We start from the raw sequence: 13,372 nt of genomic DNA on the forward strand, positions 1-13,372 counted from the left end.
ATGGGAATTCAGGGAACCATATTGGTCGTCGACGACGAGATCCGGTCGCAGGAGGCGCTGCGGCGCGTCCTCAACCAGGACTTCGAGGTCTTGTGTGCCGGCAACACCGCAGACGCGGAAAAGCTGCTCGAAGGCGAGATCGTCCATGCCGTCATCTGCGACCAGCGCATGCCGCAGGAATCCGGCGTCAGCTTCCTGAAGCGCGTCCGCGAGCTGTGGCCCGATCCTGTCAGGATGATCATCTCGGGCTATTCTGATTCCGAGGACATCATCGCCGGACTCAACGAAGCGGGCATCTATCAATACATCACCAAGCCCTGGCAGCCCGACCGCCTGATCGACATCGTGCGCGAGGCCGTGCAGCTGTACCGGCTGCAGAAGGAGACTGAGACCGCAGGCGTCGACGTCAAGGCGACGCCTGCGCATATCAAGCAGGTCGTCTCGGTCAAGCGCGGCGCGGCGAAGAAGCTGTACGATTTCGACCGCATCGTGCATTCGGCGGCGAGCCCGATGCGCAACGTCATTGAGCTCGGCCGCCGCGCCGCCGACTACGACATCTCGGTGCTGATCACCGGCGAGTCCGGCACCGGCAAGGAACTGCTCGCCCGCGCGATCCATTACGGTTCGGCGCGCGCCAACAAGGCGTTCGTGGTCGAGAACTGCGGCGCGCTCCCCGACGAGCTGCTGGAGAGCGAGCTGTTCGGCTGCAAGAAGGGCGCGTTCACCGGCGCCTATCAGGACCGCATCGGCCTGTTCGAAGTTGCCGATGGCGGCACCATCTTTCTCGACGAGATCGGCGAGACCTCGCCTGCGTTCCAGGTCAAGCTCTTGCGCGTGCTGCAGGAGAGCGAGATCCGGCCGCTCGGCGCGCAGCGCGTGCGCAAGGTCGATGTGCGCGTAGTCGCGGCGACAAATCGGGATCTCGAAGCGGAGGTCGAGGCCGGCCGCTTCCGTCGTGACCTGTACTATCGGCTGGCCGCATTCCCGGTGCACATGCCGTCCTTGCGCGAGCGCCCGATGGACATCCCGCTGATTGCCGAGGGCGTGCTGTCGGCGGTGAAGACCTCGTTCAACCGGCCGCATCTGCGCTTCGTGCCAGCTGCGCTGGAAGAGTTCTCGAAGTATCACTGGCCTGGCAACGTCCGCGAGCTTCAGAACGAGATCCAGCGTATGGCTGTGCTCGCCGATGCCGACGAGCTGCGCTGCCCGCCCTTCGCGGGCCGCCGCAGTGCCCGCCGCGCGGCGCCTGCCGCGGTCAACGGCAAGCTGAGCGGCAGCGGCAGTCTCAAGGACCGGGTCGAGGACCTCGAAAAGACGATCATTGTCAGCTGTCTCGAAAAATACGAGGGTAACATCAGCCGCGTGGCCAGCGAGCTCGGCCTGTCCCGGGTGGGCTTGCGCAACAAATTATCGAGATACGACCTGAAGAAAAATGGCAAAGGGCACGCACTCTCCTGAGTCCGGCGCTGACACGCTGCTCAAGCTGATTGCGAGCAGCAGCACGCTCGAATTCGACAGCGAGCGCGAGGGCGTGTGGATCGAAGTGATCCGCAAGATGGACGAGGTCTATTCCGACCTGTTGCGCTACGAGGTCGATCTCGAGCACAAGAATGCGGAGCTCGAGGAGGCCCAGGCCTTCGTCACCAACGTCATTGAGTCGGTCTCTGACATTCTCGTCGTCTGCGACGCCAAGGGGACGGTGCAGCAGGCCAACTCCGCGTTCCAGCGGACCTCGGGCCGCACGCTGGAGGAGATCGTTGGATGCAACATTGCCGAGATGATCGAGGTCGATCACCGCAGCAAGCTGGCGGCGCTCCTGAAGCCGCGCAGCAGTGCCGAGGTGGTCGACGGCGAGCTGCGCTTCGCGGCCGATGGCTCGAGTTCAGATCTGTTCGCGATCAACAGCTCGCCGCGGCACGACCATCGCGGCCGCTTCATCGGCGTGGTGCTCACCGGGCGTCCGATCGGCGAGCTGCGCCGCGCCTATGAAGCCCTGCACAAAGCGCATCAGGAGCTGCAGCGCGCGCAGCGGCAACTGGTCGAACAGGAGAAGATGGCGAGCCTCGGCCGCCTCGTGGCCGGCGTCGCGCATGAGCTCAACAATCCGATCAGCTTCGTCTACGGCAATGTTCACACCCTGATGCGCTACCGGACCGCTCTGGTCGGCTATCTCGACGCGGTGCATGAGCAGCCAGCGGCCGACGACGTCGCGACGTTGCGTAAGGACCTGCGGATCGACGCGATCCTGGAGGATTTCGGGCCGCTGATCGAGGGCACGCTGGAAGGCGCGGTGCGGATCAGCGAGATCGTCAAGAACCTGCGCCGGCTGTCGTTCTCCAAGCTCGGCGAGGTCGAGCGCGTCAATATCGAGCGGCTGATCAACACAGCCGTGCTGTGGGCCGGCCGTACCAAGCAGCATCGCGTCGACATCCAGATCGAGGTCGAGCCGGACCTTTGGATCTCCGGCAATGAAGGTCAGCTGCATCAGGTCATCGTCAATCTCGTCGAGAACGCGATCGATGCGATGCGTACGACCGAGCTGCCGCGTCTCGTCGTCGCGGCCTCACGTCAGGGCAGCGAGATCGCGTTCCGGATTACCGACAATGGTCCCGGCATCGACAAGGATCATCTCAGCCATATCTTCGAGCCGTTCTTCACCACCAAGCGCGTTGGCGAGGGTACAGGGCTGGGGCTGTGGATCAGCTACGGCATCGTTCGCGAGCATGGCGGCGAACTGTCCGCCCGCAACGAGCCCGATGGCGGCGCGACGTTCTCGTTCGCTCTGCCCGCGGCGTGACGGCCGGCTCGCGTTCGGTCAGTCGTCCTGGTCGAGCTCCGCCGCGACCTGTCCATAGTTGAGAATGGCGACCAGCGTCGTGCCGCCAACGATATTGCCGAGCAGGGTGGGCAGGAAGAACGCGCCGGCATAGTCGGCGAGCGAGACATCGCCCTTGAACACCAGGAATGCGCATTCGACCGAGCCGGCGACGACGTGCGCGAACTGCCCCAGCGCCACCAGATAGGTCATTACCACCACGATATGGGCGCGTGCCGCGCGCACCGCCGGCAGCAGCCAGGCCATCAGCGCGATCAGCCAGCCTGCGAAAACTGCACGCGCGAACGTCGTAGAGAACGGACCCTCGACCGTGTGCCGGCTGATCTCGGTGAAGGCATCGACGACCCGCGGCTCGAACACGTCGGTGTAAGCCAGCGCGGCGGCGGCCGCCCATGTGCCCGCGACGTTGGCTGTTAGCACCAGGCTCCACAGCCGCGCGACCTGTCCGAGCGTCTTGAGATCGCGATGGTGCAGTAGCGGCAGGATCGGCGTCAGCGTGTTCTCGGTGAACAATTGCTGCCGGCCGAGCACGACCACGAGGAAGCCGGCGGTATAGCCGAGCGGCGCGAACAGCCGCCGGGCCGCTTCGTCGGAGACGAAGGCGTGAAACTCGCCTTGCACGATCAGCGAGAGGCTGATCGACAAGCCCGCGGCGAGGCCCGACAGCAGGATCGCCCACCAGCGCCGCTCCAATTCGCTTTCGCCCTCGGCGCGGATCGTCTCGTGGATCAGCGCGGCGTTTGGCCGGCTCTGCGCCTTGATCTGCTGTCGCTGCTCATCCGAGACTCCCTCGACGTCGTCGGCTGGGCTGAAGGTCGGCGCGGTTGCCTTGCTGCTCACGTTGGATGATCCGTCGGCTGGCGTGGCGGTTGCCGACGCTGATCGGGAGGTCGCATTCTCCCGATGGCCTGAACGTCCGATGAGCGAGCAAAGTTCCTGGCCGGAGTGCGACAGATGGGTCGTCAGTGCCCTTACGATGGCGTCGCGACGGGCACGCGATCTCGCTGCTTGGAGAGCCGCGCCAACAGCACGGTGGCGGTCCGCGTGATGTGCTGACGCGCGAGATCCTCCGCCTTTTGCGCATCGCCCGCGATGACAGCGTTGAGGATGTCCTCATGCTGATCCCAGATCCGGCGCGGGGTCTCGTCGCGCATCAGCACCTCGCCCATCAGCCGGCGCAGATGCAGCCAATGCGGCTGGGTGGTGTCCTGGATGACGGAGTTGCCGGAGATCTGGTAGAGGAATTCGTGAAACCTGACGTCCGCCTCGATCAGCTTCTCGACCGAATGCTCGCGTTCGGCGCGGCGGCCTTCCGCGATCAGCTTCGGACCTTCCTCGGCCGCGCGTTCGGCCCCGCGGGTCGCCGCAAGTCCGCAGGCCAAACCTTCGGCCACGGAGCGGATCTCATAGAGGTCGCGGATGAAGTCGGTGTCGATCGGCGCGACTTCGAGACCGCGTCCTGGCGCGTCGCGGACGAAGCCCTGATTGCGCAACAGCAGCAGCGCCTGCTGCACCGGCTGCCGCGACACGCCGAGGTCGCGCGCCAGATCGTCCTGAATGAGGCGCGCGGATTCCGGCAGCTCTCCGCCGACGATGTCGGAGAGGATGCGCTGGTAGACTCGCTCGGTCAGGCTCGGCTCGGTCTTCAGCGGCGCCACGCGGCCTCCTGAAGCGCTGTGACAGGCGGGTGCGTCGCTGTTCTCATAGCGAGAACTTTCGCGTGGAGAGCGTGCGCCGTTGCTTCGGTCTGTCGTCCTGCTGGGCTTCGATGTGATGGATGAAAACGCCCGCGGCGCGCGAAACGTGATCGCGACTGAGCCGTTCGGCGTCGGCGGTGCGGCCTTCGATGATGGCTGCGAGAATGTCCTCGTGCTCATCCCAGACCGTCTTCGACATGCTCTGCTCCTTCTGCAGCACGTCGGACATCACGCGCTTCAGACAGGGCCAGTGCGGCGCCATCGTTTCGTCGATTAGCGCGTTTCCCGAGATCTCGCTGAGAAAGCGGTGGAAGGCGATATCGGTCTCGATCTTGCGGCTGACGAGCCCGCTTTTGACGGCCTCGTGTCCGGCCGCGATGTAGGCGGGACCTTCGCGCGCGGCGCGATCGCTGGCGCGCTGCGCCGCGAGCCGTGCGGCCAGGCCTTCGAGCACGGCGCGCATCTCATAGAGATCGCGCACGAAGTTCGGATCGAGCGGCGCGACGATCAGGCCGCGGCCGGGCGCGCTCTGCACCAAGCCACAGCCGCGCAACAGGATCAGGGCCTGCTGCACAGGCTGGCGCGAGACGCCGTAGGCCTGGGCGAGATCATCCTGAATCAGTCGCGATCCCGGCGCCAGCACGCCGCTGACGATCTCGTCAGTGATGGCTTCGACGACCTGGTCGACCAGAGATGGGGCAGAGGGCACGATTCGCATGGGTCATCACATCTTTGAGAACAATAGCACGCCGGGCGCGAAAATCCATTTGCGACGAATTCGTATTCAGAGTACGAATTCAGAAACAAGGAGCCAAGTCAAAAGGGCTTCATCATATCGGGGAGGGCGTCCGTGTCGGATCTACCGGCTCGTTCGAAGCGTGATGACGGCTGCTTGGCGTCCTTGGAGGGCAGCGCGCGCGCGATAATGCGGGCGCGGGTCTTGCGAAGTGTATCGGCTGCGTTTGCGGCGCTGATCGTCGCGACGACGTGTCAGATAGCGAAGGCTGGCGAAGGTCTCACCTTGTCCGACGCCTGGGTGCCTGCGGCCCCCGAAGTGGGCCGCGACATTCCCCTGTCTCTCACGATCAAGAACGACACGTCAGCGCCCGAAGCCTTGATGCGCGTGCGCTGCCCGATCGCGAATTTCTCCGAGCGCCACACCGTCGACCGCGGCGAGGGGGCGCCGGCGATGCGCTCCATTCCCAACATTCCGATCTCCGCCGGCAGCACGCTGGTGCTGCTGCCGACGGCCTATCACGTGATGCTGCTGCAGACGCGCGAGCCACTCGAGCCGGGCAAGCGCTTCACCTGCACCATCGTTTTCCAGAAAGCGGGATCCATCGAGACGGAGGTCGAGGTTCGCAAATCCCCCTGATGCCTGTTTGTCGCCTGCGGCCCTTCGCTGATCGGCGGAGCGGTTTTCGTTCGAACGAATAATCAAGATGGGAGAAGGAAACGATGAGGAAAAACGTCAGGACGACCCTTCGGGCGGTGCTGCTCGCCAGCGCGGCGTTTGCCTGCTTCAATCTCGCAGCGCCAGCCCAGGCTGCGGACGAGACGACGCCGGAGCGGCTGCTCAATGCCGACAAGGAAGCCGGCAATTGGCTGCATCATCACAAGAACTACTCGGGCACGCGCTTCTCGACGTTGAAGGAGATCAACAAGGACAACGTCAAGAACCTGAAGGTCGCCTGGACCATGCATCTCGGCGGCGTCGAGGGCGGCGGCATCTGGAGCCATGGCGGTCTCGAAGGCACGCCGATCGTCGAGAACGGCATGATCTACGTCACCGACGGCTGGGGCTCGGTCTACAAGATTGATGCGCGCGGCGGCAAAGGCCAATTGGTCTGGAAGATGGATCCGAAGACGGATCACGACTGGGCCGGCGCGATCGCCTGCTGCGGCGTCGACAATCGCGGCGTCGCGCTGTGGGGCGATCTCGTCGTCTCGCACACGCTCGATGGCCGCCTGATCGCAACCAACAAGGAGACCGGGCAGGTTGCCTGGCAGCGTCAGGTTGCGGATCCCGACAAGGGCGAGGTCATCACCGGTGCGCCGCTGATCGTGAAGAACATGGCGATCTCGGGTGTCGCCGGCGCCGAATACGGCATCCGCGGCTGGATCGCCGCGACCGATCTCGGCACGCAGAAGGAAGTCTGGCGCACGCACACCATTCCCGCGAAGGGCGAGCCCGGCAGCGAGACCTGGAAGGACAGCAACGACGCGGCCGCGGCCGGCGGCGGCTCGACCTGGGTGACCGGCACCTACGATCCGGCGACCGATACCATCATCTGGGGCGTCGGCAACCCCGGTCCCGACTGGGACAACGCCTATCGTCCGGGCGACAACCTCTACACCGACAGCTCGCTGGCGCTCGACGCCAACACCGGCAAGATCAAGTGGCACTATCAGCACACGCCGAACGATCCCTACGACTATGACAGCGTCGCCGAGAACGTCCTGGTCGACGTGCCCACGCCGAACGGACAGACCCAGAAGCTCGCCCTCGAGGCCGACCGCAACGGCTTCGCCTATGCGATCGACCGCACCAACGGCAAGTTCCTTTGGGGCCTGCCGTTCGTCAAGAAGGTGACCTGGACCAAGGGCCTCGATCCCGAGACCGGCAAGCCGATCGAGTACGATCCTAAGAACCCGGTGCAGCGCTACAATGCGTCGGTGACGCCGCATCGTGAGAACAAGGTCGCGGACATCTGCCCCGGCAACATGGGCGGCAAGAACTGGCCTCCGACCTCGTACAATCCGGACCTCAAGCTCTGGTACATCCCTGTCATCGAGAGCTGCAACCGGATCACCGTCGAAGAAGCGACAAAGGACAAGCTGAAGGCGCGCGAGTTCTGGACCGGCGGCGGACCGAGCCAGCCGTTCAAGATCACGGGCAGCGTGACCGCGATCGACGTCACCACCGGCAAGATCGCCGGCAAGATGGAAACGCCGTTCCCGAACCTCGGAGGCATGCTGTCGACGCCGGACTTGGTGTTCACCGGTCAGCCCTCGGGCGAGGTGATGGCGCTCGATGCCAAGACCCTGCAGAAGCTGTGGGAGTTCAACACCGGCGGCGGCGTCAACGCGCCTCCCGTGACCTTCACGGTCGACGGCAAGCAATATGTCGCGATCCTCGTCGGTCTCGGCGGCGCCTGGGACAAGTGGTTCATCGAATCGACGCCCGAGCTGAAGAAGATCCAGCCCGGCTCGATGCTCTACGTCTTCGCGCTGTGAGCAGATCAAGGAGCGGAGGCTTCGGCCTCCGCTCCTCCCATTTTGGCGTTTGAAAAGAAGATCAGATGAAATTCAGTGCGATGACGTCCGCCGCGGCGTTGGCTTTCCTTCTCATCTCCGGTTCGCTCGCTTCGGCTCAGTCTGCTGCCCCCACCGATCCGACCGAGGCCGGCAAGGCGGTTTTCAAGCGCGCCAACTGCGTCGGCTGCCACAAATGGCACGGCAATGGCGGCGGCGGTTATGGCGGCGACGCGCTGTCGCTGCGCAAGACCCAGCTCGACCGCCAGCACATCATCGAGACCGTCACCTGCGGACGCCCCGGAACGGGCATGCCGTATTTTGCGCGTGGCTCATACGACACCACGAAGTGCTACGAGATGAGCCGGCAGGATGTCGGCGAGCGCATGCCCCCGGAGGGCGGCACGTTCCTGCGTCCCAACGATATCGAGGCGGTCGCGGACTACGTGCTCGCGCATATCAAGGGCCGTGGCGAGCCGACCTATGACGAGTGCACCGCCTTCTTCGGCAACACCTCGCGCGTCTGCGACATCTACAAGGCCAACGCGACCAAGCCTGCAAGCGAGCCATCCAAATGAAACGCTCCACCTGCACTGCGATCTTCGCGACATTGCTGCTGACCTTCGTCATGCACTCCGCCTCTGCGCAGGCGGTGCCGAGCTACGATCTGCGCGACATCACTGTCGGCATGCCGATCGCGGATCTGCCGAACGAGGGCTATGTCAACCTCAGCTGCGCCGGGGCGCCTGACCGCAAGCTCGATGCATGGTCGCGGTGGCGCGACTGTCCGGCCGATGAGCAGGGGCGGCGCGCGGTCCGCTTCGAGTTCGATCCGGAGACCAGCCAGGACGGCACCAAGGTGGCCGGCCACCCGGTGCTGCTCACGGCTGTGATCGACGACAAGGCCACGGTGTTCGGACTCAACATCGAGACCGATCCGAAGGCGCGGCTCTACATCCGCAAGAAGGCGTTCCTGCTCGGCAACCAGGTGAAGTCGCGCTACGGCGCGGAGGGCTGGGACTGCAAAGAGCTGCAGCCGACGGCAGGCGAGCAGCCGGTTGGTGGCGTGTTCCTGCGCGAGATCTGCAAGAAGACGGTGCCGGGCCGGCTGCTGACGGTCGAGCGCGAGCTGTTCCGCAAGCCGGATCAGGACATCAAGAGCTTCGTCGATCAGACGCTGGTCCGGATCACCAAGCAGACGAACTAAGTCGACGAGTTCGGACCGCGCCTGTTGGCCGCGGCTGAGAGTGTCATGGCTGACCTTGCCGGATCGCGAGAGTTGCCGAAGGAGGAGGGGGCGATGAGGGATCTCCTGAACTTTGGCCAGATGCTCTCGGCGCACGCCCGGACGTCGCCGCAGCGCACCGGCGCCCGCGACCTCGAGCGCGCGATGAGTTTTGCGCTGTGGAACGAGCGCGCCTGCCGGCTTGCCAATGCGCTGCTCGGGCTTGGTCTCGCCAAGGGCGATCGCGTCGCAATCCTCGCCTACAACTGCGTGGAGTGGTGTGAGATCTACGCTGCCACCGCCAAGGCCGGCCTCGTCGCGCTGCCGATCAATTTCCGCCTCACCGCGCCGGAGGTGCAGTTCATCGTCCAGAACGCGGAGGCGGCTGCTTTCATCGTGCAGGATGAACTCGTCGGCCTCGTCGAGGAGACGCGCGGAGATCTCGGCATCGCCGACGATCTCTTCATCCACTTCGGCAGGAGGCCGCGCCCGGCGGGCTATCGCGGCTATGAGGACATCATCGCCGCGGCGTCATCCGGCGAGCCCGACCAGCAGGTCGCGCTGTCTGACCCCTGGACCCTGATGTACACCTCGGGCACGACCGGCAAGCCGAAGGGCGTGCTGCGCAGCCATCGCAGCGCCGTGCTGCTGTCGATGGTCACCGAGATCGAGCTGAAGCTCAGCCGGAACGACGGCGCGCTGCTGGTGATGCCCATGTGTCATGCCAACTCGCTGAATTTCTTCGGCGCGTTCGGCTATATCGGCGGCCTCAATTCGATCTATTCGCGTAAGAGCTTCGATCCCGAGCACGCGGTGACGACGCTCGCCGACGGCGGCTCGACCTTCACCTCTCTGGTGCCGACGCACTACATCATGATGCTCGACCTGCCGCGCGCGGTCCGCGCGCTGCATGATTTCAGCGCGATCACCAAGCTGATGATCTCCTCGGCGCCGGCGCGCCCGGAGACCAAGCGCGAGGTGATGGAGATGTTTCCGAAGTCGGGCCTCTACGAGCTCTACGGCGCCACCGAGACCGGCTGGGTGACGATGCTGCATCCGCATGAGCAGTTCACCAAGCTCGGCTCTGTCGGCCGCGAATGCGTCGGCGCCGCGCCGATCCGCATTCTCGACGACGCCGGAAACGAGTTGCCGGACGGCGAGGCGGGCGAGCTCTATTCGTCCAACGCGCACACCTTCGATTGTTACTGGCGCCTGCCGGACAAGACGAGAGAATCGTTCCGCGGCGACTACTGCTCCGTCGGCGACATGGCCCGCCGCGACGCCGACGGCTACATCCACCTCGCTGATCGCAAGAGCAACATGATCATCTCCGGCGGCGAGAACATCTATCCATCCGAGGTCGAGGCGCTGGTCGGCGCGCATCCTGGTGTGAAGGACATCGCCGTAATCGGCCTGCCCGACGACAAATGGGGCGAGCGCGTCCATGCGGTGATCGTGCCGCGCGACGGCATGACGGTGAAGGAGTGCGAACTGGCGGATTGGGCCAAGGAGCGTCTCGCCGGCTTCAAGCGGCCGCGCTCCTATGCCTTCATCACCGACGGCGAGATGCCGCGCAACGCGACCGGCAAGATCCTGCATCGCGAGCTGAAGAAGAGATTTTCGTGAGTTGGTCGCCGCGATGCGCTGCGCGTCTGATATGTAGCTGCGATGCAGGCCGTTCTCAATTCCGCTCTTCCCATCTTCGCGCTGATCCTCACCGGATTCCTGTGCGGACGCTTCGGTGTGTTCGATCGCACCGCGACCGACAATCTCAACCGCTTCGCGGTGTATCTGGCGCTGCCGGCGCTGATCTTCACGGCGATGTCCAAGATCGGCGTCGAGCAGGTCAGCCAGTTCGGCTTCATCGGCGCGTTCTGCGGCGGCATCGCCGCGACCTTCGCGACTGGCTTCGTGATCAGCCGCTTGCGCGGCCGTCGCGTCGCCAATGCCAGCATCGAGGGGCTGGACGCCGGCTACAGCAATGTCGGCTTCATGGGCATTCCGATGTGCCTGCTGGTGTTCGGGCCGGACAGTGCGCCGGCGTCGATCATCGCGACGCTCTTCACGGCCTGTGTGCTGTTCCTGTTCGCGATCGTCGTCGTCGAAATGGATCTGCAGAAGGGCGCGACACTCGGCGCCACCATCGCCAAGGTCGCGCGCTCGCTGCTGACGAGCCCATTGTTCATCGCGCCGGTCGCCGGGCTGGCGGTGGGGCTCAGCGGCTTTCCGCTGCCAGCGCCGTTCATGAGCTTCACGAGCCTGCTCGGTGGCGCGGCCTCGCCGGCGGCACTGGTCTGCATCGGTCTGTTCCTGGCACAGGAGCGCGTCGTCACGCACGATGCGACATCGATCGCCATCCTCGTCTCGCTGAAGCTCGTGATGCAGCCCGCGGTGACGGCGCTGCTCGCCTTTCACGTCTTTGCGATGCCGCCGCTGTGGTCGCATTCGGCCGTCATCCTGAGCGCGCTGCCAATCGGCTCGGGGCCGTTCACGATCGCCAAGCTCTACGGCCTCGAGGCCGGCGTCACCTCGGGCTCGATCCTGGTCTCGCACCTCTTCGCCGTGCTCACGGTCTCGCTGCTCGTGGCCTGGCTTGCGCCCGGCTGATCGCATCCTCATCCGCCGGAGTGATCCGATGAAAGTCTCTCCCGACAGTGCCGCCGACCTGATCGCCCGACTGCTGAAGCGCCGCGGCGTCAACCGCGTGTTCGCACTGTGCGGCGGCCACATCATGCCGATCTGGATGCGGCTCGATGCGGAGGGGATCCAGATCATCGACGTGCGCGACGAGCGCGCCGCCGTCCACATGGCGCAGGCACATGCGGAGCTCACCGGCGAGCTCGGCGTGGCGCTGGTCACGGCGGGACCCGGCATGACCAATGCGATCACCGGCATCGCCAACGCCCATGTCTCGCGCGCCCCGGTGTTGGTGATGTCGGGCGGCAATCCGCGGCCGCAGGAAAACCGAGGCGGTCTGCAGGACATGGATCACACCCAGCTGGTGCGCTCGATCACGCGCTATGCGCGCACGGTGCGCGAGCCGTCGCTGGTGCTGCAGGAGCTCGACGAGGCGATCGCGCGTGCGTTCGGCGATGGCGGCGAGCCCGGGCCGGTCTTCATCGACTTTCCTGTCGATACGCTGCGCGGGATCGTTCCGAAGGCGCTGCAGCTCGAAGAACATCTTGCGCCGAAACCGCGTGCGGTGACGAGCCCCGATCCCGCCGAGGTCGAGAAGGCCGTCGAGCTGCTGTGGTCGGCGCGCCGCGTGCTGGTCATCTCCGGCCGCGGCGCCCGCGGCGCGGGGCCCGAGCTGATCGGGCTGCTCGACCGTCTTGGCGCCGTCTATCTCGACACCGGCGAGAGCAGGGGACTCGTCCCCGACGATCATCCGTCCGTGGTCGGCGCGATGCGCGGTGCGGTGATGGGCGATGCCGATGTCGTGCTGACGGTCGGCCGCAAGCTCGATTTCCAGCTCGCCTATGGCTCGCCGGCCGTGTTCAAGGACGCCAAGTTCGTGCGCATCAGCGACACCGCGAGCGAGCTGCGCGACAATCGCCGCGGCGCGGCCGAGATCCTGGCGTCACCGGCTGAGACGCTCCGCGCGATCGTGGCGCTTGCGGGCAATCGCGAATCGGCCGTCGATCGGCAATGGGCCGCGAAGCTGCGCGCGAGTCATCAGGAGCGCGCCGCCAAGCTGAAGCAGAGCATGGCGACGGCGGCCCACGGCTCCGACGGACGCCTGCATCCGAACCGAGTGTTATCAGCATTGCAGGAGGCAATTGGCAACGACGCGGTGGTCATCACCGACGGCGGCGATTTCCTGTCCTTCGCTCGCGTCGGCTTGAGCGCGCCGTTGATGCTCGATCCCGGCCCGTTCGGCTGCATCGGCGTCGGCGTGCCCTATGGCATCGCTGCAAGCCTTGCTTATCCCGACAGACCGGTGGTGGTCGCGACCGGCGACGGTGCCTTCGGCTTCAACGCGGTCGAGGTCGATACCGCCGTGCGTCACAAGGCGCCGGTGCTGATCGTCGTCGCCAACAACGGCGCCTGGCAGATCGAGGTGCATGACCAGACCGTCACGCACGGCAAGGTCGTGGGGACAAAACTGCAATTCGCCGACCACGCGGCGATGGCCCGCGCCTTCGGCATGCATGCCGAGCGCGTCGAGACCGAGGCGCAGTTGGGGCCGGCGATCGAGCGCGCGCTCGCCAATCGCCCGGCGCTGCTCGACATGGTGGTGACGCCCGAGGCGGTGTCGTCGGATGCCAAGACGGGACTGGCGTGGGTGCCGGACCTGCAGCCACTGGCGGCGTGGGATGAGGCGGAGCGGAAGTGGCGGGCGAGCTAACTGAGGTCCGC

12 protein-coding genes are annotated in these 13,372 nt (G+C 65.4%); 9 read left to right on the forward strand and 3 right to left on the reverse strand.

Going from position 1 to position 13,372, the window contains the following annotated elements; all coding sequences use genetic code 11:
* Positions 1-1,458, forward strand: coding sequence for a sigma-54 dependent transcriptional regulator (locus BRAD285_RS06695; RefSeq protein ID WP_006614199.1), 1,458 nt, complete (start codon positions 1-3; stop codon positions 1,456-1,458).
* Positions 1,433-2,797: a sensor histidine kinase gene (locus BRAD285_RS06700; RefSeq protein WP_006614200.1), complete on the forward strand. Its 1,365-nt coding sequence runs from the start codon at positions 1,433-1,435 to the stop codon at positions 2,795-2,797. The genes BRAD285_RS06695 and BRAD285_RS06700 overlap by 26 nt, the downstream gene beginning before the upstream one ends.
* An 18-nt stretch (positions 2,798-2,815) precedes the next feature.
* Here the strand turns inward: BRAD285_RS06700 and BRAD285_RS06705 are convergent, their stop codons facing one another.
* The 3 genes from BRAD285_RS06705 to BRAD285_RS06715 all read right to left on the reverse strand — a co-directional run bounded on the left by BRAD285_RS06705 (position 2,816) and on the right by BRAD285_RS06715 (position 5,251).
* Complete coding sequence (locus BRAD285_RS06705) at positions 2,816-3,676, reverse strand: formate/nitrite transporter family protein (RefSeq protein WP_006614201.1); 861 nt, start codon at positions 3,674-3,676, stop codon at positions 2,816-2,818.
* 131 nt (positions 3,677-3,807) lie between these two features.
* Entirely contained in the window at positions 3,808-4,494 is a 687-nt protein-coding gene (locus tag BRAD285_RS06710; protein ID WP_006614202.1) for a GntR family transcriptional regulator, read from the reverse strand.
* 43 nt (positions 4,495-4,537) lie between these two features.
* The gene (locus BRAD285_RS06715; RefSeq protein WP_006614203.1) at positions 4,538-5,251 is read right to left on the reverse strand and encodes a GntR family transcriptional regulator; all 714 of its coding nucleotides are present in this window, start codon (positions 5,249-5,251) and stop codon (positions 4,538-4,540) included.
* A gap of 207 nt (positions 5,252-5,458) precedes the next feature.
* Between BRAD285_RS06715 and BRAD285_RS06720 the strand changes: the two genes are divergently transcribed.
* From BRAD285_RS06720 to BRAD285_RS06750, 7 genes are all read left to right on the forward strand, one after another.
* Positions 5,459-5,908, forward strand: a complete 450-nt coding sequence (locus BRAD285_RS06720; protein ID WP_035648098.1) for a copper chaperone PCu(A)C — start codon at positions 5,459-5,461, stop codon at positions 5,906-5,908.
* An 83-nt stretch (positions 5,909-5,991) separates the two neighbouring features.
* Positions 5,992-7,770, forward strand: coding sequence for a PQQ-dependent dehydrogenase, methanol/ethanol family (locus tag BRAD285_RS06725; RefSeq protein ID WP_006614205.1), 1,779 nt, complete (start codon positions 5,992-5,994; stop codon positions 7,768-7,770).
* Positions 7,771-7,868: 98 nt separating this feature from the next.
* The gene (locus BRAD285_RS06730; protein WP_006614206.1) at positions 7,869-8,366 is read left to right on the forward strand and encodes a c-type cytochrome; all 498 of its coding nucleotides are present in this window, start codon (positions 7,869-7,871) and stop codon (positions 8,364-8,366) included.
* On the forward strand, positions 8,363-8,995 hold the full coding sequence (locus tag BRAD285_RS06735; RefSeq protein ID WP_006614207.1) for a hypothetical protein: 633 nt from the start codon (positions 8,363-8,365) through the stop codon (positions 8,993-8,995). Before BRAD285_RS06730 ends, BRAD285_RS06735 begins: the two co-directional genes overlap by 4 nt.
* 93 nt (positions 8,996-9,088) lie before the next feature.
* Positions 9,089-10,639: an AMP-binding protein gene (locus BRAD285_RS06740; protein WP_006614208.1), complete on the forward strand. Its 1,551-nt coding sequence runs from the start codon at positions 9,089-9,091 to the stop codon at positions 10,637-10,639.
* A 42-nt stretch (positions 10,640-10,681) separates the two neighbouring features.
* Positions 10,682-11,620 carry an AEC family transporter gene (locus tag BRAD285_RS06745; RefSeq protein WP_006614209.1) on the forward strand — a complete coding sequence of 313 codons (939 nt, stop codon included), beginning with the start codon at positions 10,682-10,684 and terminating at the stop codon, positions 11,618-11,620.
* 28 nt (positions 11,621-11,648) lie between these two features.
* Entirely contained in the window at positions 11,649-13,361 is a 1,713-nt protein-coding gene (locus tag BRAD285_RS06750; RefSeq protein WP_006614210.1) for a thiamine pyrophosphate-binding protein, read from the forward strand.
* Positions 13,362-13,372: the final 11 nt, after the last annotated feature.

The sequence above is a fragment of the Bradyrhizobium sp. ORS 285 genome, from assembly GCF_900176205.1.
Taxonomy (GTDB): domain Bacteria; phylum Pseudomonadota; class Alphaproteobacteria; order Rhizobiales; family Xanthobacteraceae; genus Bradyrhizobium.